The organism is Bacillus sp. PK3-067 (assembly GCF_056738645.1).
Genome location: NZ_CP096490.1, coordinates 4,970,173 through 4,994,386 on the forward strand (window position 1 = coordinate 4,970,173; position 24,214 = coordinate 4,994,386).

Annotated in this window: 24 protein-coding genes, 1 pseudogene and 1 other annotated feature; of the genes and pseudogenes, 15 read left to right on the forward strand and 10 right to left on the reverse strand. The window is 35.8% G+C overall.

The annotated features are described in order from the left end of the window. The first annotated feature begins 234 nt into the window (after window positions 1-234). From M1D73_RS25740 to M1D73_RS25765, 6 genes are all read left to right on the forward strand, one after another. Window positions 235-678, forward strand: coding sequence for a DUF3978 family protein (locus M1D73_RS25740; RefSeq protein ID WP_000388769.1), 444 nt, complete (start codon window positions 235-237; stop codon window positions 676-678). A gap of 30 nt (window positions 679-708) precedes the next feature. Further along, window positions 709-1,170, forward strand: coding sequence for a L,D-transpeptidase (locus M1D73_RS25745; RefSeq protein WP_000735063.1), 462 nt, complete (start codon window positions 709-711; stop codon window positions 1,168-1,170). Between the two features lie 364 nt (window positions 1,171-1,534). Then, the gene (locus M1D73_RS25750; protein ID WP_121868605.1) at window positions 1,535-2,200 is read left to right on the forward strand and encodes a response regulator transcription factor; all 666 of its coding nucleotides are present in this window, start codon (window positions 1,535-1,537) and stop codon (window positions 2,198-2,200) included. Further along, entirely contained in the window at window positions 2,178-3,620 is a 1,443-nt protein-coding gene (locus tag M1D73_RS25755) for a sensor histidine kinase (protein WP_121868604.1), read from the forward strand. Before M1D73_RS25750 ends, M1D73_RS25755 begins: the two co-directional genes overlap by 23 nt. Before the next feature lie 140 nt (window positions 3,621-3,760). Next, window positions 3,761-4,663: an EamA family transporter gene (locus M1D73_RS25760; RefSeq protein ID WP_121868603.1), complete on the forward strand. Its 903-nt coding sequence runs from the start codon at window positions 3,761-3,763 to the stop codon at window positions 4,661-4,663. A 67-nt stretch (window positions 4,664-4,730) separates the two neighbouring features. Then, window positions 4,731-4,985 (forward strand): hypothetical protein, encoded by a 255-nt coding sequence (locus M1D73_RS25765; RefSeq protein ID WP_000154129.1) that lies wholly within the window; start codon window positions 4,731-4,733, stop codon window positions 4,983-4,985. Between the two features lie 41 nt (window positions 4,986-5,026). Here the strand turns inward: M1D73_RS25765 and metG are convergent, their stop codons facing one another. Further along, on the reverse strand, window positions 5,027-6,661 hold the full coding sequence (gene metG, locus M1D73_RS25770) for a methionine--tRNA ligase (RefSeq protein ID WP_121868602.1): 1,635 nt from the start codon (window positions 6,659-6,661) through the stop codon (window positions 5,027-5,029). Between the two features lie 50 nt (window positions 6,662-6,711). Next, window positions 6,712-6,982 (reverse strand) — a binding site (T-box leader). 114 nt (window positions 6,983-7,096) lie between these two features. Here metG and M1D73_RS25775 point away from each other — a divergent pair. The 4 genes from M1D73_RS25775 to M1D73_RS25790 all read left to right on the forward strand — a co-directional run bounded on the left by M1D73_RS25775 (window position 7,097) and on the right by M1D73_RS25790 (window position 12,367). Continuing rightward, the gene (locus M1D73_RS25775) at window positions 7,097-7,915 is read left to right on the forward strand and encodes a class I SAM-dependent methyltransferase (RefSeq protein ID WP_001072216.1); all 819 of its coding nucleotides are present in this window, start codon (window positions 7,097-7,099) and stop codon (window positions 7,913-7,915) included. Between the two features lie 414 nt (window positions 7,916-8,329). Beyond that, a complete protein-coding gene (locus tag M1D73_RS25780; RefSeq protein WP_000878446.1) occupies window positions 8,330-10,024 on the forward strand; it encodes a methyl-accepting chemotaxis protein in 1,695 nt (564 codons plus the stop codon). Window positions 10,025-10,237: 213 nt separating this feature from the next. Then, the gene (locus tag M1D73_RS25785) at window positions 10,238-11,929 is read left to right on the forward strand and encodes a methyl-accepting chemotaxis protein (protein WP_001012209.1); all 1,692 of its coding nucleotides are present in this window, start codon (window positions 10,238-10,240) and stop codon (window positions 11,927-11,929) included. 120 nt (window positions 11,930-12,049) lie between these two features. After that, window positions 12,050-12,367, forward strand: a complete 318-nt coding sequence (locus M1D73_RS25790; protein ID WP_000076422.1) for a metal-sulfur cluster assembly factor — start codon at window positions 12,050-12,052, stop codon at window positions 12,365-12,367. A 77-nt stretch (window positions 12,368-12,444) separates the two neighbouring features. Here the strand turns inward: M1D73_RS25790 and nprB are convergent, their stop codons facing one another. The 7 genes and pseudogenes from nprB to M1D73_RS25825 form a co-directional block, all read right to left on the reverse strand. Next, entirely contained in the window at window positions 12,445-14,094 is a 1,650-nt protein-coding gene (gene nprB, locus M1D73_RS25795; protein WP_000745123.1) for a neutral protease NprB, read from the reverse strand. Window positions 14,095-14,250: 156 nt separating this feature from the next. After that, window positions 14,251-14,949 carry a pirin family protein gene (locus M1D73_RS25800; protein WP_000488927.1) on the reverse strand — a complete coding sequence of 233 codons (699 nt, stop codon included), beginning with the start codon at window positions 14,947-14,949 and terminating at the stop codon, window positions 14,251-14,253. A gap of 51 nt (window positions 14,950-15,000) precedes the next feature. After that, window positions 15,001-15,411, reverse strand: a pseudogene (locus M1D73_RS25805) (MarR family winged helix-turn-helix transcriptional regulator). 109 nt (window positions 15,412-15,520) lie between these two features. Next, a complete protein-coding gene (locus M1D73_RS25810; protein ID WP_000422806.1) occupies window positions 15,521-15,955 on the reverse strand; it encodes a DUF3920 family protein in 435 nt (144 codons plus the stop codon). A gap of 137 nt (window positions 15,956-16,092) precedes the next feature. Next, window positions 16,093-16,686, reverse strand: a complete 594-nt coding sequence (gene uptA / locus M1D73_RS25815; protein ID WP_000900214.1) for an undecaprenyl phosphate transporter UptA — start codon at window positions 16,684-16,686, stop codon at window positions 16,093-16,095. Window positions 16,687-16,770: 84 nt separating this feature from the next. Beyond that, window positions 16,771-17,970, reverse strand: coding sequence for a cation:proton antiporter (locus M1D73_RS25820; protein ID WP_000380223.1), 1,200 nt, complete (start codon window positions 17,968-17,970; stop codon window positions 16,771-16,773). A 4-nt stretch (window positions 17,971-17,974) separates the two neighbouring features. Further along, the gene (locus M1D73_RS25825) at window positions 17,975-18,469 is read right to left on the reverse strand and encodes a cation:proton antiporter regulatory subunit (RefSeq protein ID WP_001026075.1); all 495 of its coding nucleotides are present in this window, start codon (window positions 18,467-18,469) and stop codon (window positions 17,975-17,977) included. 409 nt (window positions 18,470-18,878) lie between these two features. Here M1D73_RS25825 and M1D73_RS25830 point away from each other — a divergent pair, with 409 nt between their 5' ends. From M1D73_RS25830 to M1D73_RS25840, 3 genes are all read left to right on the forward strand, one after another. Next, the gene (locus M1D73_RS25830; RefSeq protein WP_000227591.1) at window positions 18,879-20,312 is read left to right on the forward strand and encodes an alanine/glycine:cation symporter family protein; all 1,434 of its coding nucleotides are present in this window, start codon (window positions 18,879-18,881) and stop codon (window positions 20,310-20,312) included. 702 nt (window positions 20,313-21,014) lie between these two features. Next, window positions 21,015-21,455, forward strand: coding sequence for a Dps family protein (locus M1D73_RS25835; protein WP_000745085.1), 441 nt, complete (start codon window positions 21,015-21,017; stop codon window positions 21,453-21,455). 573 nt (window positions 21,456-22,028) lie between these two features. Continuing rightward, on the forward strand, window positions 22,029-22,226 hold the full coding sequence (locus tag M1D73_RS25840) for a hypothetical protein (protein ID WP_000656312.1): 198 nt from the start codon (window positions 22,029-22,031) through the stop codon (window positions 22,224-22,226). Between the two features lie 15 nt (window positions 22,227-22,241). Here the strand turns inward: M1D73_RS25840 and M1D73_RS25845 are convergent, their stop codons facing one another. Next, window positions 22,242-22,523, reverse strand: a complete 282-nt coding sequence (locus M1D73_RS25845) for a hypothetical protein (RefSeq protein WP_000390910.1) — start codon at window positions 22,521-22,523, stop codon at window positions 22,242-22,244. Between the two features lie 104 nt (window positions 22,524-22,627). Further along, window positions 22,628-23,206: an LOG family protein gene (locus M1D73_RS25850; protein WP_001225754.1), complete on the reverse strand. Its 579-nt coding sequence runs from the start codon at window positions 23,204-23,206 to the stop codon at window positions 22,628-22,630. A gap of 73 nt (window positions 23,207-23,279) precedes the next feature. Between M1D73_RS25850 and M1D73_RS25855 the strand changes: the two genes are divergently transcribed. Both M1D73_RS25855 and M1D73_RS25860 read left to right on the forward strand, forming a co-directional pair. Beyond that, window positions 23,280-23,603, forward strand: a complete 324-nt coding sequence (locus M1D73_RS25855; RefSeq protein WP_000355744.1) for a MazG nucleotide pyrophosphohydrolase domain-containing protein — start codon at window positions 23,280-23,282, stop codon at window positions 23,601-23,603. Window positions 23,604-23,656: 53 nt separating this feature from the next. Then, a complete protein-coding gene (locus M1D73_RS25860) occupies window positions 23,657-24,163 on the forward strand; it encodes a ferritin (protein ID WP_000949403.1) in 507 nt (168 codons plus the stop codon). The last annotated feature ends 51 nt before the right edge of the window (window positions 24,164-24,214 follow it).

The following is a 24,214-nucleotide window of genomic DNA, read 5'->3' on the forward strand; positions in this document are numbered from 1 at the left end:
CGAAAAGGCGCATTAATAACATGCAGATTTTATCCATTTTTTAGCACTAAAAACCTCTCTTATTTTGTTCTCAATAAAAAACCATCACAAACTCATACTAACTTCATATTAGCTTCATATATGTATTGTAAGATTATATCGGAATTTGTTGAAAAATTTAACCAATATATGACTAAGCATTAATTTGAATAAATATAAGTCGTTTTTCGAAATTGAAAAAAGGGTGAATACGAAATGGAAGCATATAAAATGCACGATTTTATTAATACAAATGTTGAATCTCATCAAAATGAAACCGTTTTTAATTTACAAATATGTGAAACAAGTGAATTTGACGTAAGTTTAACAAAATCTACAACACTATCTTTTATCGTTTCAAAAAAGAATATTAAAATTGTCACGAAAAAATGGATTAATTCAAATCAAGAAAGCATGATTGGCAAAAGCTACATCATTCCAACAAAAGCTTTTCATTATTTCTTACCAATCATCTCTGAAAATGAAGATGAGCTAAATATTCAAGTTCAAAGTTTTGGACTACGTGGTGAGCTTTTATTAAATGAAAGATTACTTATTGATAACAACAACAAACACAACAGCAAAATCACTACATTCTTTGAAACATTAGATGAAAATGTAAATAAAGCATTACGAGGATTACAACTTCATTGTATGTAAGACTCTTACGATAGTAAAAGGAGAATAACAATGAAAAAATTATTATTAAGCGCACTATTATCATTAGGATTTTTAACTCTTCCATTCTCTAGCGCAGAGGCAGCTACAACGAAAGATCAATTAATCGTAGACACTCAGTTAAATAAAATGGATTATTATCAGGATGGAAAATTTATAAAAAGTTTTACTGTCGCTACTGGAAAAGCTGCAACACCTACACCTAAAGGCACTTTTCAAATCGTAAATAAAATTAAAAATCGCCCTTATTATACAGGCAAAATTAAAGGCGGCGATCCACGTAATCCACTTGGTGACCGTTGGCTCGGATTAAATATGGCAGGAACTTACGGAACAACTTATGCGATTCACGGAACTAACAATAATCAAGCAATCGGCAAATGGACAACACTTGGTTGTATTCGTATGTATAACAATGATATACACTGGTTATTTGAGCGCGTTCAGCAACAAGCTACTGTCACTGTAAAATAGCCTAAAAACAAGATTTATGTGTAGCCAAGAATTTTATGTCTTGGCTTATTTTATTTATTCATTTACAGTAGCAAAACAACTGTATTTACATATATAATAGGAATAGATTTGATTAGCTGATATTTAAACATTGATAAACGTAGATATTAAAATTATACAGTTATAATGTTTTATAAATTTTATAATACATACTATAATAGAACTACTGTAATTCTGAACTATTCAGTAACACTAAACTATTCCCCTTGCTACCTTCATGATTATTTTATAGCGGGGGCTTATTATATGTATAAACAATCTGAGTCACTCGAAAAATGATGAATTCGAATATTGCAGTAAAAAGCGTTATTTAGGAGGTGTTACTATGACGCATATACTGGTGATTGAAGACAACCCAGATATACAAGAACTTATTCGTGAATTTCTAATGGCACAAAACTTTATAGTTGATGTAGTTGGTGCTGGAACAGAAGGTATTCTTCTTTTCCAAAAAAATTCATACGATCTTGTCCTCCTCGATGTAATGTTACCAGATATAGATGGCTATAGTATTTGTAAAATTATGCGAGGACAATCTGATGTACCAATCATTATGTTAACAGGCTTACATAATGAAGAAAGTGAAATTAAAGGATTTGAGTTAGGTATTGATGACTATATTACGAAACCGTTCCATTATACTGTATTTATTAAGCGTGTAGAGGCTGTATTAAGAAGGGCAGCAACGAAGGAAGCAGAAGCTGCAACTATACTACAATTCCATGAATTGATGTTAAACTCTACAGCATATGCAGCTTATGTTCATGGTAATCAAATTGAATTGACAACAAAAGAATTTGAAATTATTTATACTTTACTGCAAAATCGAGGAAAAGTATTATCAAGAAGTGATTTGTTGAATAAGGTATGGGGCTATGAACATTATGGTGATGTAAGAGTTATAGATACACATATTAAAAACTTAAGAAAAAAATTAGGAATTCCTTATATTAAAACGGTGAAAGGCATTGGCTACAAAATCGAATCGTAGCAAAGACAACATCACCAAAAATATTTTCATCAAAACCTTATTATTTTGTATTCTTTTATCACTTTGTCTTTATCAAATTATTTACTTTCTAGCTTCAAACTACGATAAAGAACGTTTTGCGAAAGAAAATGGAACGCCGACTACAGAACAGGCCGATTCAGATAAGCAAAACGACGGAAGTAAAACGAAGCAAAATAAAGCTGTGTCAGAGGGGAGCATTTCTAATTTCCAATCTTCTATTATAGATTATAAATCTCTTTCTACAGCTATCAATCACCTTTTGCAGCCTAGCCAAACTGTAAAGGCAAAAGAACATACACAAAATCTTTCGGGGAAAAATAGCACTTCTAATCCGCCTACAGAAGCAGAAAAGAAAGCCGCTAATAATGATGCCTTACATACACAAAATGCAGCAAGTAAAACAAATGATACAAATGATAATCCAAAGTTAGCAGATGCGTTGCAGCAATTAGCTCCACATATTGGCGCGACAATGCTTGCATTATCACTACTCGGATCTTTAATTTATACAAAACTAATTGCCAAACCTTTTCAATATATGAGCGATGCTTTAAAAGATATTATGAATCTTGATTTCTCAGATAAAAAGCTACTTAACAAAAATACAGATCAAACAGATTTTAATTTGCAAGTAGCTGCTTCACAAGTACCAAATATTGTGAAGCATTTACATGCAAGCAATCAAGATTTAAGAAATGAGCTCAAGAAGGAACAACAATTAGAACAATCTCGTAAAGAATTTATGTCTATGGTATCCCATGAATTAAAAACACCAATCGCAGCCGTTATGGGACAACTAGATGGCATGATTCACGGAATTGGAGCTTATAAAGATAGAGATAAGTATTTGAAACGTTCCTACGAGATGATGCAAGACATTAACATATTAACGGAAAAAATGTCGGAATTATCCAAAATACAAAACCCTCAATTTAAACCGAATTTAGAAGTCATTTCTTTATCTAATATTATTGAGGATGTTATGAAGAAAGTAGATTACTTTGTATCTGTAAAACAATTAAATGTACAATCTAATATTAAACACGACGTACAAATTTTAGCTGATCCTAAATTTATTCAAACTGCTATTTTTAACATTATTTCAAATGCAATTCATTATACAATTGACCATCAGCACGTATATATAAAGCTTTATGAAAAACCAAATGGTTACGCATTAGAAGTATTAAATACAGGTTCACAAATTGATGAAGATAAACTTGCTCATTTATTTGAGCCTTTCTATCGCGCAAACCCTGATAAACACGGTTTAGTACAAGGTAGTGGTCTTGGATTATATATCGTGAAACAAATATTAGATAAACATCAGTTTCCTTATGGGATACAAAACACGCCTCAAGGTGTAAAATGTTCTATTGTATTCCCAAAAGCAATGTAAAAACCTACTACAATTTCATACCCCAAATTCATACTTCGTATGAGTGGCGGAATTTTGTAGAGTATATGACTCTGTTTCGTTCGCCCGTTATCCTTATTTGGATAGCGGGCGTTTTTTATTACTTAAAAGGAGGATTTTTTATGGAAAAGTTTAAATATTCATTGCTCGTTTTATTCGGTGCTTGCAGCTATGGCATACTTTCAACTATTTTCAAACTCGGATTCATAAATGGATTTTCAGCACATCAACTATTAGGGGGACAATATGTCTTCGGATGGATTGGACTATTTCTACTCGTTCTTTTCTTTTCACGTCATAAAGTAACAAAAAAACAATTCTTTTCCTTACTAACCGTCGGAACAACAATGAGTATGACCGGGATTTTCTACGCTATTTCTGTAGAAGAACTACCCGCATCTATCGCTGTCGTCCTACTCTTTCAGTTCACTTGGATTGGTGTCATTATCGAAGCAATTGCAAATCGAACATTTCCAAGCCGCGATAAGATTATATCTATCCTTATTTTATTTGCTGGTACATTGTTTGCAGGTGGTGTATCTGAAGGCCTCGGACAAAGTTTTTCTACGAAAGGGATTATCTTTGGACTATTAGCTGCTGTCTCTTTTTCATTCTATGTTTTTGCAAGCGGGCGCGTCGCTACGGATGTTCCGCCTTATACGAAAAGCTTCCTTATGACAACAAGCGCTACTCTTATCGTATGCCTATTCTTTCCGCCAACCTTTTTAACAGACGGTGCTTTGCAAGCCGGTCTATGGAAATATGCTTTCTTCCTCGGATTATTCGGCGTTGTTGTACCTGTCATTTGTTTTTCAATCGGTGTACCAAAGGTTGGAACAGGGCTTGGTACAATATTAGGTGCAGCTGAATTACCAACTGCTATTATTGCTTCTATTACACTTGTACATGAAGTCGTAACGTTCATGCAGTGGATTGGAATTATTTTCATATTAGTTGGGATCTTCACTCCTAAGCTGCTTACGGCTAGGAAAGAAAGGAAACAAAATCGCGTGCATAGCGCTTGAAAAAATACAGAATTTATATAAAAGATATAACTGCAATTAAAATAAGTAAATTTATCTGGAGGTATAAATGACTATTTTAAGCATCGTATTTTTTGCTATTATGTGTATCTTCTTCCTAATAAGATATATGAAAGAAAAGAAATTTTACGATTTACTTCTCATTCCCGTTTGTATATATGCAGGAGCAGTGAAAACTCCTTTCGTAGAGTACTTAAACTTTAATACTACATTTAAAATAACGTATGATATTGCAGCTATTATTCTTGTAATCCTTGCTGTACTTTTCTTTTTGAAAGATAAGAAAGAGAATCATACTGCATAACAAAAGACCTTTCATTTACTTGAAAGGTCTTTTTCTCTATCTCATTTTACCGCTCCATACATCTTCTCTATCTCATGCTCAATTTGTTTTACATCGATTCGCTCAAATAATGGCTGTACGCTATCAATTCTACTTGGCAACGTATTTTGCGGTTCCCAATTTCGTTTCACAATCGACAATGTGTTTCGAACTCTTTCACTTGAAAATGGTAAAAACGGTTCAAGGAGATTTGCAAAATTAGCGATAAGATACACACAGTTATAAATCGTTTCTTCACATGAAACTGGATCATCTTCTCTTTGTTTCCAAGGCTGCTTTTCATCAAAGTATTTATTTGCAAAACGTACTGCATCAAATATTGTTTCTAGCGCCACCTTAAATTTAGTTTGCTCAATCGCCTCTCCTACACGCTTATATAATCCTTCTACTTTATCTTTCAGCTCTACCTCAATACTTCCCTTCGGCACGATACCACCATAATATTTTTCGATAAACTTTAATGTCCGGTTCACAAAGTTCCCGTATGCACCTAATAATTCACTATTATGACTGTAAATAAATTCCCGCCATGAAAAATCAGTATCGCGATTTTCTGGTGCGTTGACGGTTAAAAAGTAACGAATAGAATCTGGATCATAGCGTTCTAATATGTCAGGCACCCATACTGCCCAGTTTTTACTTGTAGATAATTTTCTTTTTTCAACTGTTAAATATTCATTCGAAACGATATGACGCGGGATTGCTTCCTCCCCTATTCCAAGTAATACCGCTGGCCAAATGACGGAATGAAACGGAATATTATCCTTTCCGTGCACATAATATGTTTTCGCTTCGCTATCCCAAAACTCTTGATCATCTTTCCCTGTTTCTTCAGCCCAATGTTTACTCGCTGAATAATAGCCTGTCACTGCTTCAATCCATACGTAAATTTTCTTATCTTCATACCCTTCTACTGGAATTGGTACCCCAATTGGTAAATCACGTGATACGGCCCTATCTAGTAATCCTTCCTTTACATATCTCTCTGTTAGTTGAATCGCATTGTCGCGCCATGTCCCTGTTTGCTTGGCAATTTCTACAGCCCTTTTAATTTGCTCCTGAAATGTATGCAATGCGAAATAGAAATGCTCTGTTTCCTGTACAGATGGTGTACTACCACATAACTTACATTTCTTTTCTAACAAATCGAGTGGATCTAAAATAGCAGAACACGCATCGCATTGATCTCCTCTTGCTGCTTCATGGCAATGTGGACATATTCCTTCTACATAACGATCCGGTAAAAACTGCGTACACGTTTCACAATACGCTTGTTCCACTATTTTTTTATAAATATGTCCTTCTTCTAATAAACGTAAAAAAACATTTTGAACCGTTTCATGATGGTGCTCACTATCTGTACGTGTATAGCAATCATAAGTAAAACCAAGGCTACGAAAACATCGCTGGAACTCTTCATGATACTGATCAGCAATTTCCTTCGCCGTCACACCTTCTTGTTTTGCCCTAATTGCAATCGGTGTTCCATTACAATCACTTCCTGAAACATACAGCACATTCTCACCTTTTGACCGGTAATAACGTGCTAAAATATCTCCAGGTAATAAACTCGCAATATGACCAAGATGTAATGAACCATTCGCATACGGCCAAGCGCCCCCAATAAAAATACTCATCTTACATTCCTCCTTTAAAATATAAAAAGCCCCGCCCCTATCTTAAAAAAGATAAGGGCGGGGCTGTATAAACAGTCGCGGTACCACCTTATTTCGCCAATCACTCACATAATTAGCCTTAACAAGTACGGAGCTCTATGCTCTTATACTGTGGTTTTGATAACGAGTACCAACTCTCGTCGCCGCCTACTATTATCATTTGATAAGTTCAGGACGAAGCTCAAAGGCCATTGTTCAAATGAATATTCTTGCTTCTTCTCAGCTACCGAAGCTCTCTGGAAAGAATGTGTTCATCCTACTTTTCCTTTTCAACGCTTTTACGTATAACAAGTATTGTACGACTTAATCACAGAAAAATCAAACTTTTATCTAGAACGAAAAGGAAATCCCATCCTCCCGCAGAATACCTATACGTTCACAAAAGGAGTGATAACATTGAACCAAAAACAACTAAGCGCTATAAATGAAAAAAGCTGGAATACAGCTGCTTATGAAGCTTGGACGAATCGCCATGGGGCACCGGAGGATTATGCGAAAAAAATTATGGAAGATCCCACACGCGAAGTAGCACATTATTTACCTTATATACAATCTCCAAAAGGAAAACGTATTATTAACTTACTCGGCTCAAAAGGAAATAAAGCTGTCGCACTTGCCCTTTTAGGCTCTGACGTAACAGTTGTTGATATTTCAGCAAGTAATGCAAAATATGCAAATGAACTTGCGGACGCAGCAGGTGTCTCTATCCAGTATGTCGTTTCTGATGTATTAAATGTGCAGCTCTCCGAATCATTTGATATCGTATTGCTGGAACTTGGTGTACTCCATTACTTTCTAGATTTAAAACCACTCTTTCAAAAAATTGCTACTTTACTTAAGCGAGATGGAATGCTTATCCTTCGTGACTATCATCCTGTTTACACGAAATTATTAGGAGTCGACCACCCATCATTTCAGGCCAATGGAAATTATTTCGATGAAGAATTAATTGAAGATGATGTTGCTTATAGCATCCTTCTTACAGAAGCACAGAAAGAATCGCTACCTAAAACAACCATCCGTCGCTGGACGCTAGGAGAAATCATTACAACACTTGCGGAAGAACGTTTTAAAATCGAAAAACTAGTTGAAGAACATGGATCTCATCAAAGATGGGTCTTTCCTTCTACTGCACCAGAAGGAATCGAAGAACGTATCCCTGGTCTATATACAATAATTGCGACAGCATGCAAAAAAGGATCCCTTCACGGATAGGATCCTTTTTGCATGCTCACGCATATAAGTTGAGGTTGGAGATTACCATAATTCTGTAGAATAGGACACAAGATATTTCAACATTTCGTCTCTGACTTACGTCGTCAAAAAGGGGTATGACCAACATAACGAAGAGTAATGTTTTTAGTTGATACTGATAATCGTTATCAACTAATTAGAAGTATACATGATGTCATTTCAAATTTCAATAGCATTTCTAATATTTATTTATGAATTTTATGATATGCAAATGTATACATTTTAAGAACTTTTTCTAATACTAATCTGACTCCTTCCATTATCTGCTATAATTTTCATTGAACAGATTAATAACTTCATAATAATGTTTTTATTAATTTCGTTTTAAATATCTATAAATCATAATAAACAGTTTAAATGAGGGTAGGGGTAACGATGAAATATGTTAGTATTCGAAAAAAACTACTGTTCACACTCTTAAGCATTTCTTCTTTATTTAGTATTGCTCTTATTGTTATTCTTTCATTCGCCATGAATCAAGCAAGTGAAATCGAAACGTTAAAAAATGATGTATCAAAAAGAGCGACGATTTTAAAAGAACGTGGCGATTGGTTCCAAGCACAAGTTGCTGGTTTACAAGAATATTTGCTATCACATGATCAAAAAGGATTAGATAAGTTCAATCGAGAAGGGAAAAAATTAGCTGATACTAGAGAGAAAGTAACAAGTGACAAGAAGCTCCCAGAAGGAATGAAAGAAGCTATTTTAATGGGTGGAAAATGGCGTAGCGTCATAGATAATGAGGTACTACCTCTTGCGCGTGAAGGAAAATGGGACGAAGCATCCAAAATTGCTTTATCACAAACAGATTATGTAAATGATCTTTTAGGTCGTTTTAATAAATATACAAATGAAGAGAATGAGAAACGTGACGCATTAATTGCTGATGTCGAGTCTTCTTCATCACTTATTCAATATATTATTTTCTTCTCACTTATTACATGTACATTAACGTCTATCTTATTAGCATGGTGGTTCTCTGGTAAACTCGTTAAACCAATTCGACAAATTGATGAGAAGTTAAAAGAATTAGCTTCTCAAGACGGAGATTTAACGGCTAGATTACACGTAACAAGTAAAGATGAAATTGGTGACATTGCAAATTCCTTTAATCAAATGCTCACTAACTTACAGCATATAATAAAACAAGTTCAACAAACATCAACAAGTGTAAAAGAAGCTTCCGAAAATGTATTTATCGAAACAACCGCTTCTATGGAAAATACCGCAAGAACCCAAGAAACTATGAATGCTCTTGAACACAATATTCGTTCACAAGTTTCTAGCATTGAAGAAAGTTCAACCGCAATGGATGACATGGCAACGAGTGTTCAGCGTATCGCTGAGTCCGCCTCTTCTGTTACTAGTTTAGCTGTCACAACTTCAGAAAAAGCAGATGATGGGAATAAAGTCATTGAGAAATCTATTACACAAATGCATACAATTAACGAAGCTGTTAACGCTACATCACAAGTAGTTGAGCGACTCATTACACATACAAATCATATTGATACTGCACTTCAATCTATTTCGAATATCGCTGAGCAAACAAATTTGCTCGCTTTAAATGCTTCTATTGAAGCAGCTCGTGCTGGTGAACACGGCAAAGGATTCGCTGTTGTTGCCGATGAAGTTCGAAAACTTGCTGAACAATCTCAACTAGCCGCAACTGACATTAACCATTTACTTCATCAAATTCAAGCTGATACAAAAATAGCAAATGATATGATGACACAAGGTCAAGCAGAAGCTTCTGAAGGAATTACGGTTATTCGTACCGCCGGATCTTCATTCTCAGAAATTGTTAACCACATTAACAAAGTCTCTACACAAATGCAAGAAATGTCTGCAACTGCTGAAGAGATGGCTGCAAGCTCTGAAGAAATGAACGCAGCTTTAAATAATATCGCTTCTATTTCAAACGAAGTTGCTGCAGAAACATCACAAACAGCGCATTCGGCTGGTGATCAAGTAAACAAAATGAGTATCGTGGCTAACAAATCATCTGAAATGAAAACAATCGTACAAGAACTTGAAGTTCTCGTCTCTCATTTCAAAACAAACGCTTAAAGTGAAAATGACACGAGCTCAAAGGTATAGGAATGAAAGTTTTACAGTCTCTCTTTTTTCACTTTAAAATATCTCTTTCTATCTCTCATTCCGTCTGCTATAATTCCTAAAGGAAATAAGAAAGCTTTATTCCAACTGGAGTAAAGCTTTCTTTCAATTTTTTACATTTATTAATTCTAATACTAAGATTTCACAAAGGAGGCTTTTAATTATATGAATTTTGTAAGTATCAGAAAAAAACTTATGTTCATGATGGGAACGATTTGCGCTTTATTTGGTGTCGCCTTAGCATTTATTTTATTTTTTGCTATCGACCAATCTCGTAAAGCTGAAACATTACAAAAAGAAATTTCTCCACTGGCAACAGAATTGAAAGAGCGTGGAGACGCTTATCAAGTACAGCTCTCTGCTTTAAGAGGTTATTTACTACAACATGATCAAGTCGAATTAGACAAGTTTAATGAGATGAGTAAACGTCTTGAGGATTCAAAAGATAAACTTCTTTCTAATCCAAATCTTTCTTCGTCCGTAAAAAGCACAATGGAATTAGGGTCTACTTGGAGAAAGTTCATTGAAGAAAAAGTATTCACTCTTGCAAAAGAACAAAAATGGGAAGAAGCTTTACAAGTAGCTTCTTCAGAAAACGGAACGGTCTATAAAGTAATTGGTGACTTCACAAATTACAGTAATGAACAAGCTAAATTACGTGAACAATCTATTGAAAAAATTGATCAATCTGCACTCTTAATCGAATATGTTATTTTCTTATCACTTGTTGTATGTATTATCGTTGCAATTATTCTTGCATGGTGGTTCTCTGGTAAACTGGTGAAACCAATTCAACAAATTGACACGAAACTAAAAGAATTGGCCTCTCAAGAAGGTGACTTAACGGCACGTCTACAAGTAAATAGCAACGATGAAATAGGTGCTATCGCAACATCATTTAATAAAATGTTAGAAAACCTACAACATATTATTAATCGTGTTCAAAAAACATCAGTGGAAGTACAAACCGCTTCTGAAAATATGCTAGAAAAAACGAATACATCACGTGAGGCGACATTAAGAGTCCAAAGCTCGATGTCCAACTTAAATGCAAGTATTCAATCACAAACTTCTAGTATGGAAGAAAGTTCAACTGCAATGGATGATATGGCAGTAAGTGTTCAGCGCATTGCTGAATCTGCTTCATCTGTAGCGGAACTTGCTGTTGCCACATCTGAACATGCTAGCGATGGCAGTACCGTTATCCAAAAATCTGTTTCACAAATGACAACAATACACGAAGCTGTAAATGCTACGTCAGAAGTGGTTGAACGTCTAATCACTCATACGAAATATATTGATACTGCTGTACAATCTATTTCTAATATTGCTGAGCAAACAAACTTACTTGCTTTAAATGCTTCTATTGAGGCAGCTCGTGCTGGTGAGCAAGGAAAAGGATTTGCTGTCGTAGCTGACGAAGTTCGAAAACTTGCTGAACAATCTAAAACAGCTGCAACAGACATTAATCAATTACTACATCAAATTCAAAATGATACAGAAACTGCTAGCTCTATGATGTCTCAAGGCCGTTCTGAAGCATTTGAAGGCATTAATGTTATTCGTGAAGCTGGTACTTCTTTCTCAACAATTGTAGAACAAGTAAATAAAGTATCTACTCAAATGCAAGATATATCAGCAACTGCTGAAGAAATGGCTGCAAGTGCTGAAGAAATGAACGCTTCACTTAATAACATCGCTTCTATCTCTACTGAAGTATCGAGCGAAACTGCCGCAACGGCACAATCTGCTGAACAGAAAGTTATTGTTATGAATGAAATGACAGTAACTGCTAGAAAAATGAAACAAACAGTTGAAGAGTTAGATCAACTCGTATCTCATTTTAAAACAGAATAGATGTTCAAAAAATATCCCTTCTTTGAAAGAGGGATATTTTTTTGAGCTCATTTCCTGCACATTATGCTCATTTCCGTTATAATGAGAATCGATATCATTAAAGTGTAGGAGGGGCTGCTTATGTCACAAGAAGCATTTGAAAATAAATTACTTGCCAATTTAGAGGCTGTTATTGACCCTGAACTAGGTGTTGATATCGTTAATCTTGGATTAGTTTATGATGTTACAGCAGATGAAAATAATAATGCTGTCATTACGATGACTATGACTTCTATCGGTTGTCCAATGGCTGGGCAAATCGTATCAGACGTTAAAAAAGTATTATCAACAAACGTACCTGAAGTTAATGAAATAGAAGTAAATGTCGTTTGGAATCCACCGTGGTCGAAAGAACGTATGTCACGTATGGCGAAAATCGCATTAGGCATTCGCGACTAAATAAAGTGGAAATTTCATCATTTGCGGATAGCGGGATAAAGAAAAGACCTGACTAGGATGTCAGGTCTTTTCTCTTATTATTTTACACCTACTGCATCATAAGCTTTCGTTACAGCTTGTACAGCTTTAGAGTTTTTACCATATAAATCTTCAGCTGACTGAAGAGCAGCTTGACGCATCATTTTGAAGTCAGAGTTTGCAGTTAAATATTTCGTAAGAGCACGGTAGTAAATTTTTTCTGTCGCTTCACGGCCCACTCCAGTTACTTTCACGCCGTAATGATCTCCGCCTTCAGATACTAAATATGCAGCTTTATTGTTAATACTGCTGTTAATATGAACACCGCCATTATCAGCTGTTCCAGTATAACGTTTACTATAGTGATCTGGGTAACCTTCACTTGGTTTTAATGGATTTGGAATAGACGCTGGGTCTTTAAGAGAGCGAAGTGCATCACCAGGTTTATCAGGTGTATAAATATCAGCACCTAAATCCCAGCTCTTCTTCTCAACCATAACACCCATAATATCAGATAACGATTCATTTAACGCCCCTGACTCATTTTTGTAAACAAGGTTTGCTGTATGTTCAGTTACAGCATGCGTTAATTCGTGACCGATAACATCAAGTCCAGCAGATAATGGAATGAATGTTTTTCCATCGCCATCACCATACATCATTTGCACACCATTCCAAGCTGCGTTATTCCAGCTCTCCCCTACGTGAACAGTTGAAATAAGCTTCGCACCTTTATCATCGAAAGAGTTACGATTAAATGTCTTTTTGTAGTAATCATATACTTTTCCTGCATTTACATGCGCATCAACTGCAGCTTTATCTTCGAAGAACTTAGATTTACTTTCAACTTCTTCTCCTGTATATCCAAGCCATTGTGAGAATAAATTAAACCAGTTCTCGTCCATATTTTCTGCATCAAATGTATGAACACCTTGTCCTCGTTTACCATCAAACAAGTTGAATTGTCCTGTTTTCGTATCTTGAGCAATTTCAAATGATTGTCTAGCACCTAATACTCCGTAACCAAATCCAGTAATGTTATCTACAGCGTTATATTTCTCAATAACATTTCCATTCGTTGCATCAACAAAATAATGCCAATACCCTGGAGCTGGTTTTGAAATCGATGCCTTAACTAAGTATGCAAGGTAGTAATTACCGTCTTTTTCATATACAAATAAATCTTTTTTCACACCATCATAACTCTTTACTTTACCAATTTCTTTCTCAATATCTGCCTTTGCAATTGTTTCTGCTTGTTCCGCAGTAATGCTTGCAGCTGCAGGAATATTTTTATCATCTAAATTCGGAATAACTTGTCCGAAGAATGCTTTTACATTATTCTCTTTATCAAGTGTAACAGTTTGATCAGAACCGTACACAGGAATGTTATTATGTTTCTCAACTAGCTTCACATGTGTCGTATCAGATTCAGCGTCTTTTTCTTCCCCAACGATATTAAAATGCTTTTCAATATTTCCTGCTAATTTAAACATATCTTTCTTACTCTCTAAGTATTGAAAGACTGTCTCTTTTTTATCTAGTCCTTCCGGTGCTTTCCATTCTTCACCTATGTATGCAGGTGTTTTAAATTCTTGATGATATTGAATTTTTTGTTCTTCCGCTTTCGTTGTCGTTGCCCCAAACGCTCCAAATCCCCCGGCGATAACAGTTAACGCTAATGCTGATGAAATGACTTGCTTTTTCACTATAACATTCCCCATTCCCATAAAGATTTTTGACACTTTTATACAATTCTTATTTTCCCAGCTGATACCTCTACCTAAAATTTGAGAAACATTTTTCAGACAATTCTAATCAAAAAAAGAGGACATCTATCGGATGTCCTCTTTTCTATAAACCTTTTATTGTTTTTTCAATTCAATTGCTAAATAGTGTGATTGCTCTTTCGCTTGAATGTGAATATCTTCTTCTACAGATTCTGCTGCATCCCGCATAACAAACGTTTCACCATTTATTACACTGCTTCCTTCAATTTGTACAAGGTACAATTGACGGCCTTCTTTCACTGGAAAATGAATTTCTTTTCCAGCCTCTAATGATAAAGAATATAAATTCGCATCTTGGTGAATTTGAATTGGTGCATTTCCTTCTACTGAAGATACCATATGGAACCATTCATCTTCACGCTTGCTCCAATCAAATTTAAACTCACCATAGTTTGGTTTATGATCTGCGCGGTCTGGTAAAATCCAAATTTGTAATAAACGCAGCGTTTCATCGCCTAAATTATGCTCGCTATGAAATACACCCGTGCCAGCACTCATATATTGAACATGTCCACGCTCAATTGTTCCGCGATTTCCCATGCTGTCTTCATGTGTTAAAGCACCATCTACAACGTAAGAAATAATCTCCATATCACGGTGCGGATGCATATCAAAACCAGTTTGCGCCGCTACTAGATCATCATTAATAACACGTAACGCTCCGAAGTTCATGTTATTTGGATTATAGTAATTGGCAAAAGAAAAATGAAAATGTGTATTTAACCAACCATGATTTGCTCTGCCCATATTTTTATGATCAACTTTTCTAAACATATCCTTCACCTCATACTATCTCGAATTCGAGATTTATTTTAAAATTTTTTCTTACTGTAACTTTTTTAATAGTGTTAATAACTGCTTTTGTTCCTCTATATTTAAATTATGAAACTTCTCTGCTTGGAACGTTTCTTGAGGTGGGACGATTTCCTCATATAAAGCTCTTCCCTTTTCTGTTAAAGAAATATATTTCGTAGTACCCTCTTGTTCACGCAAAATCCACTCAAGCTGCTCCATTTTATTTAAAAGCTACGTTACATTTCCTTTCGTAACAAATAGCTTATTTCCAAGTTCTTGCTGCGTTAAACGATTATGTCCTCCAATTTGAGCTAACACATCAAACTGGGCGGCAGATATATTCCATTTTTTCAAATGCTGATTCGTCTCACGAATACTCTTATTATAAAAGCGTGACAAACGAAACCATAATAGTAGCCCTAGTCTATCTTCTGTTTTCATTTCATCACCTCGCTTGTTTCATATCATTAGTTTAGAACTAAACTTAATAAAAGTCAAATACTTATTTTTAATAAGTGCAAAAAGCACAGCGCTATTTCTCCACTATGCTTTACATTAACTTTCTACTCTTATATTCATCTAATTTCCTCTCCGCGAACTTCCTCGCATCTTTTTCAATCCACCGCTCTTCGTACCGTTCACTTCCCACATACAATATATCTCTCTTATGCTGCATCGCATGGCGGAATTCATGCAGTAGCGTTTTGAGAACTTGATCATACTCTTCCCACATACAAACGAAAATTAATTGCTTTTCTTTATGATAAAAACCACCTACTGGGAATAGGAACTCTTCTTCCTCTTCCCCTAATGATAGAAGCACATCATTTGCATCACACGTATCACAAAAAATAACGGGCGTTTTACATACTCCAATAAGAGAAAACAAATCCTCTCTCAACTTTTTGACATCCCAAGGAAGCTCCGAATCCAACACATACCAATTCTCTACCTGTTGATATACATTTTGAAACTGGAGTTCCATTTCTCTTTATTCCCCTTTCCAAGCACCCTTTTTCTATATGTATGCCACAATATGGTAAATATTAAACGTATTCTTTCATCCTTGAAAAAATGCCAATAAAAAAGGAATCTACGTCGACATAGATTCCTTTTCTGTAATCACTTTTTTTTCATCATTTTTTTTAATACAAAATAACCAATTGCACAAACAATAGCAGCAAGTGCAAAGTATTTCACATATGGCCCCGCAACTTTATTAATACTTTCCCACTCTGTTCCTAATTTAAAACCTAAATATACAAACACAATTGACCACGGAATAACAGCTAATGTAGTTAGCGTAATAAACTTAGCATGTGACATTTTCGCAATACCCGCTGGTATCGAAATAGCATGCCGCACAACCGGAATAAAACGTGCGGTAAAGATAACGCCAGTTCCATAACGATTAAACCAATCTTCAGCATAATCAATATGTTTCTTCTGAATTAAAATATATTTTCCATATCGCTCAAGAACAGGTCTTCCTCCATATCGACCAATCCAATAAATGAATAGTTGTGCAATTACACCACCAATTGTACCGAACGCGACAGCGCCCCAAAATGTAATGCTTCCTGTTGATACTAAATAACCTGCATAAGACAATACGATTTCACTTGGAATAACCTCTAGCATTAATCCAAGCATAATTCCCCAATAACCAAGTCCTTCTAAAAAAACTAAAACCGAATGGATCAACTCTCCTAACATCATGTACCTCTCTTTACTGTTTTCATTACAAAAATGAAAGTACAAGCAGGAAATATCTTGTACTTTTATTTTTAAAAATTTAGTTTAGTTAGTCTTCGTATCCCACTTAAAGATTTTATTTAAGAATTTATATACATTCTTCGACTCTTTTGTCAAAAGTGGGCCTAAAATGGATAGTATAAGCACGTATAGTGCTGAGAATGGTTTCAGTACTGACATTAAACCACCGGCGATACCGATATTAGCCATAATGATGGAGAACTCTCCTCTTGAAACGATTGTTAATCCGATATTTGTTGATGCTTTATGAGATAATCCAGCTTGTCTTCCTGCAATCATTCCTGCTACAAAGTTACCGATTATCGTAAGAAGGACAGCACCTAACGTTAACCATATCGCTCCGCCTAATGAGAACGGATCAATACTTAACCCGAAGCTGAAGAAGAAAATAGCTCCGAAAAAGTCTCTAAATGGAACAACAAGATGTTCAATTCGGTCACTATGCTCTGTCTCAGAGAAAACTAATCCTAGAAGAAGTGCTCCAATTGCTTCTGCAACGTGAATTGTTTCTGAAAAACCAGCAATGAAGAATAATGAAGCAAATACTACAATAATAAAGATTTCATCTGAGCTAATATTGAGCAATTTATTTAATAACGGCGTAGCCTTTCTAGCTACTATAAAGAATAGAAGCATATATCCTAAAGCAATTCCAATTGAAGTAAGGGCACCTAAGAAGGAAGCGTGATCTCCAAGTACTAAACCAGAAACAACTGATAAATATACAGCAAGGAATATATCTTCAAACATAATAATTCCTAAAATTAATTCGGTTTCATTATTACCAGTTCTTCTTAAGTCCACTAACACTTTAGCAACGATAGCGCTAGAAGAAATCGTAATAATACCCGCAATAATTAAGATTTCTAGTAATGGGAATCCCATTATAAATCCGTATAACAAACCAAGTGAAAAGTTAATTAAAATATAAATCGTTCCGCCAATCGCAATAGAGCGTCCAGATTTAATTAGTTTTTTCATTGAAAATTCTAATCCTAGATAGAATAGAAGGAATAGAACCCCAATCCGTCCAAGGAAGGAAATTACACTTGCACTTTCAATAAATTTGAGATCGATAACACCTATTGTCGGTGCATGCGGTCCTACTAACATTCCAAGAACGATTAGAAAAGGAATTACTGAGAATTTAAATTTTCCAGCAATTACTGCTGCAATTGCCACTAAAACTAAAGCTGTACCAACTTCAAAAATTAACGTATCCATCTAATCAGTCCCCCCTATTTGAAAGTAATTCATTAATGATTTTTTTAATTTCTTCTCTCTCACCTGAAACTACAAGCATATCTCCTTCTTCAATTACTGTTTCTGGTCCTGGATTAAATAACTTCTTCATGTTCTTCTTCATAACCGCAATTATTGTTACGCTATATGTTTTTCTTATTTCAAGATCGCCAATTGTTTTTCCGATTGCTGGAGCTGTATTCTCCACTTTGAACCACTCAATCGCTAAACCTTCAAAAACCATCTCAACATTTTCTAACGCCCTAGGCTTATATACCATTCCACCTAATATTGCAGCGATTTGTCTCGCCTCTGAGTCACGTAGCGAAATACTTGAGATGCTTTCTTCATGATCTGAATCAAAATGATACATTTCTCTACGACCATCATCATGAATGACAATTACCATCTTTTCGTTACCTTTCGTAACGATTTGAAACTTATAACCAATACCTGGAAGTTCACTTTCTCTAATATTCATTTTTAGCTCCTCCATAACTTATTTATTTTAATTTTCTGTTTTTCTGTCTTTTATTCATCCAATCAACTTTAGAAATTCTAACCACTCAGGATATTTGTGATTTGGAAATCTTTTATTGTAATAATAAGTGGACCCTAAAAAGATACTTAAAGATGTAATGATAAAAAATATATTACTTCTCATTTTCAAACTCTCAAGGCTTACTTTCCATAAAGAATTTTCTTTCAAATTATCCCCACCTTCTCGCTTTAAATTTAGTTTTTTAAAATGTAAATAATTCTAAAAATATTACGATGTAACATAATCATAACACAAAAATGATTTAAGTAACATAATTTTTTAGAAAAATTGATTCTCGTATATTTTTTGCATATAATTTTCTTATTATGAAAAAAAGGAAGTGTATTATATGGTTGATATCTTTAGCAGATTCCTTGAGGTAACGAATAATATTTTATGGTCATATATTCTTATTGCAATGCTAATCGGCTTCGGTCTTTACTTCTCTTTTAAATTAAAATTTGTCCAAATTACTCATTTCAGTGAGATGGTCAGCTTAATTAGTAAAGGGTTTAATCGAAAAGAAAAAAAGAAAGATAGCATCTCACCATTCCAAGCATTTTGCTTAAGTGCAGCAGCACGTATCGGTATCGGAAACTTAGCTGGTGTAGCATTAGCAATTTCAATGGGTGGACCTGGCGCAATATTTTGGATGTGGTTTATCGCAATTATCGGAGCAGCTACTAGTTTTGTAGAATGTACACTTGCGCAAATTTATAAAGTAAAAGATGGAAGTAGGTTCCGTGGTGGACCAGCATATTACATGGAAAAAGGGTTAAACAAACGCTGGATGGGCGTCTGGTTTTCACTTCTTATTACAGTTGCGTACGGATTAATTTTCAATTCAGTGCAAGCAAATACAGTAACAATAGCGTTTGAAAATGCTTTTGGACTAGAGCGAACAATCGTAGGAGCTCTATTAGCCTTATTAGTTGCAGTTATTATTTTTGGTGGCATTAAGAGCATTTCACGTATTACAGAAATGATTGTTCCGCCAATGGCAATCGTTTATATCGGCGTGGCTATTTTTGTCGTTATTAACAACTTCAGTATGTTACCAAGCATTTTCATGGAAATCTTTAACGGTGCATTCGGTTTAGACCAAGCCATCGCTGGTGGTATTGGAGCAGCAATCAAGTTCGGAATTCAGCGCGGTTTATTCGCTACAGAAGCGGGAATGGGTAGCTCTCCTAATGCAGCAGCAACATCTGATGTATCTCACCCTGTAAAACAAGGGCTTGTTCAAGCGTTAGGCGTTTTCGTAGATACATTCTTAGTATGTACATCAACAGCATTTATCGTATTATGTTCTGGACTTTACAAAGGATCAAATTTAGAAGGTATCGAATTAACACAAAACGCATTAAGTTCACAAATTGGACCGTGGGCAAGCACCTTCTTAGCAATTATTATTTTCCTATTCGCTTTCAGTTCACTTCTAGGAAACTACTATTATGGTGAAACAAATATCGCATTCATTAAAGAAAGCAAAACATGGTTAATGATTTATCGTGTTGCAGTTGTCGGAATGGTATTCTTCGGATCAATCGCTGCTCTTAAAACAGTTTGGAGTTTAGCTGATTTATTCATGGGACTAATGGTATTCACAAACTTAATTGCCATCTCATTCCTTAGCAAATTTGCTTACGCTGCATTAGTAGACTATTTGAAGCAAAAGAAACAAGGAAAAGATCCTGTCTTCGTTGCAAACTCTATCCCTGGCTTAAAAAATACAGAGTGCTGGGATGGGCAGGATGTAGAAGAAAAACAAAAGGCCGTTTAACAAATAAAAGCGGAAGTGGCTCGTTCAGAACAGGAGGGTGTTGGAACTCCTGATTACGAGGCGCTTTTTGCCTCGAATGAAGGAGTGAAACAACCGACTGTTCTAGCCGCTGGAGCTGGATATCATTTAAAGCGGAAGCGGCTCGTTCAGAACAGGAGGGTGTTGGAACTCCTGATTACGAGGCGCTTTTTGCCTCGAATGAAGGAGTGAAACAACCGACTGTTCTAGCCGCTGGAGCTGGATATCATTTAAAGCGGAAGCGGCTCGTTCAGAACAGGAGGGTGTTGGAACTCCTGATTACGAGGCGCTTTTTGCCTCGAATGAAGGAGTGAAACAACCGACTGTTCTAGCCGCTGGAGCTGGATATCATTTAAAGCGGAAGCGGCTCGTTCAGAATCGCAGGACACTTCAAGCTCTCGACCTTGAAGCGCTTTTTGCTTCGAGCGAGAGAGCGAAATGACCGACTGGTCTAGTCACCGGAGCTGGATATCACTAAAAGCACAAGCGGCTCGTTTAGAACAAGAGCCATATCTCAAACAAAGGTCCTATTACTTCACCGTAATAGGGCCTTTTATTTACAACAGTTCATAATTTGTTCAAATTAATTCCAGCAAAAGGGTTGATTTATAGAGATTACTAGATTATAATGATTATAAATTAGTAATTGATATCACATAACAACTCAAAAGGAGATTGATCATAATGAAAAAACAAGTAATCGAAGTATTAAACAAACAAGTAGCAGACTGGAGCGTTTTATTCACAAAACTTCACAACTTCCATTGGTACGTAAAAGGACCTCAATTCTTCACATTACACGAGAAATTCGAAGAACTTTACACAGAATCAGCTACTCACATCGATGAAATTGCAGAACGTATTTTAGCAATTGGCGGCAAACCAGTAGCAACAATGAAAGAATACTTAGAACTATCTTCTATTCAAGAAGCAGCATACGGAGAAACTGCAGAAGGGATGGTCGAAGCAATCATGAAAGACTACGAAATGATGCTAGTCGAACTGAAAAAAGGCATGGAAATCGCTCAAGACTCTGACGATGAAATGACATCTGACCTACTACTAGGCATCTACACAGAACTAGAAAAACACGCTTGGATGCTACGTGCGTTCTTGAATCAATAATAATTAAAAGCGGAAGCGGCTCGCTCAGAATCGCAGGGCATTGGAGCTCTCGACCTTGAAGCGCTTTTTGCTTCGAGCGAGAGAGCGAAATGACCGGAGATTCTAGCCGCTGGAGTTGGATATTACTTTAAAGCGGAAGCGGCTCGTTCAGAACAGGAGGGTGTTGGAACTCCTGATTACGAGGCGCTTTTTGCCTCGAATGAAGGAGTGAAACAACCGACTGTTCTAGCCGCTGGAGCTGGATATCATTAAAAGCGGAAGCGGCTCGTTTAGAGTCGCTTTTTTATGTAATGGTCGCACTTAACGGTACACGAAATTATATCAACGATTTTTCAAATATATCGATCATAACTCGCAATATATCAACGATTTTTTCATTATATCGATCATTACCCGCAATATATCAACGATTTGACAAAGGATATCAATTTGCCGACAAATCACGACAATATCAGCGCCCCTCTCCCCTACTTTTATCAATATATTACAATCTCATCTATGTTAAAATATAGGAAACACCCTTTAGCTTTTCCAAATTCATCATTTACTACTTAAATGACGGGAGTGGTTCAGTTGAAAGACTACTTAATTAGAGCATTTTTTGCGTTAATAACAGTTGGGATTCTCTTACTTATAGCTAATATTTTCAATATACGTGTCGAGGTTAAGGACTATGCTTTCCTCGTTGTCGTAGCAATTGGTGGGGGCTGGGGTGGCTGGTACCTGTATAAAAAACAAAGCAATCAAAATGATAAAGGCATTCCAAAGTAATATGGAATGCCTCTTTTATTGCCTTCTGTAATAAATAATGAAATTCAGACCACTAATACAACCAATCGCAATAAACATACAAAACGATTGTGGATCTCCACCTAGATTATACTCATCAACGATAAATCCGGACATAAACAACGTTATCGCTGAAACACCGATACACAATACCGAGATAAACCAAAGCGAAAATTCATTAATCAACTCTTTCTTCTGTCTCAAAACAATTAGCATAACAAGAATAGACGCTGCTAAAATACTTTTAAAAACCGGACGTAAATATACGAACTCCTCCATCTATTTCTCCTTTCCCCAAAACATTACATCTAAACATTAACATATTTAACCAAATTAAAAACACATGCCATCTTAAATTAAAACGACATGTGTTTCCGTATTTGCTATGATAGTTGCTTCCACTTCGTTCCCAAAACAGGACGCTCATAATTTTGGATTGCATGAATTAGTTTATCTGCTGTCTCAGCTGAAACGATCAATTCTTTATTTGATGGATTCATAAATCCTTCTTCTGCTGCACGTTCAACCATTTGCAAAATTGGTCCGTAAAAATCTTTTATGTTTAATAAACCAACTGGCTTATTATGTATACCAATTTGCGACCAACATACAACTTCAAATAGTTCTTCAAACGTTCCGTATCCGCCTGGAAGCGCAATAAAAGCATCTGCAAGCTCTGCCATTTTCGCTTTACGTTCATGCATCGTCTCTACTTCAATTAATTCTGTTAATCCTGTATGCACAATTTCTCCTCGGAATAGACCGCGCGGCATAACACCTGTTACACGTCCACCTAAACGAAGAACTTCGTTTGCTACTTCTCCCATTAATCCAACGCATGAACCACCGTATACAAGCTCATACTCGTTCTCAACAAACATTTTACCTAACTGAATTGCCTGCTCTTTGAATTCTGGTCTCTCCCCTAAATTAGAACCTGCAAACACACAAATCTTTCTCATTCCTACACCCCGAAACTATATATTGTTATGATACAATTGACATTGTACAACATATTGAGGAGATGAGGAAGAAATGGATATCGTTGCATTTCAAAGATGGGTTGAGGAATTTTACGAAAAACGAAGCTGGTCACAGTATAATGCCTTTATTCGCTTAAATTTCTTAACCGAGGAAGTTGGGGAAGTTTCACGAGTCGTTCGTGCTATTGAAATTGGCCGCGATCGCCCTGATGAAGATGCGAAAACAGAAGAAGAGCTAAAACAAGAACTAAAAGAAGAACTTGGCGATGTACTATCTAACCTTATTATTCTTTCGCAAAAATATGATTTAGACTTACAAGACATTATGGACGCACACGTCGCAAAGCTTTCAAAAAGGTTCGAAGTATCTAAATGAGAATATTATCAATTATGGTATAATATTCTTGTCACAATACTAAGGGGGATTTTATGTTATCAAAAAAATTGCACGACGCATTAAATGAACAAATGAACTTTGAATTTTACTCTGCCCATGCTTATATGGCAATGGCTGCTTACTGTACAGCTGAGAGCTATGATGGATTTGCTAACTTTTTCCTTGTACAAGCTGAAGAAGAACGTTTCCACGCAATGAAGCTTTACAACTATATTAATGACCGCGGAGAGCGCGCTATTATTACTGGATTTGATAATCCGAATAACGAATACGAATCTGTATTAAACGCTTTTGAAGTCGCACTTGAGCACGAGCGTGAAGTAACGAAACGTATTTACAACTTATCTGATATCGCTTGGGACGAACGTGAACATGCAACAATTACATTCTTAAAATGGTTCGTTGACGAACAAGTTGAAGAAGAAGCTTCATTCGATAGCATCATTCAAAAATTAAAACGTATTACAAGCGATTCAAACGCACTGTTTATGCTAGATGCTGAATTAGAGAAACGTACATTTACGCCTCCAGCTGAGTAATATTTCAATCACCTTAATACATGTATTAAGGTGATTTTTTTGTTTGCTCTC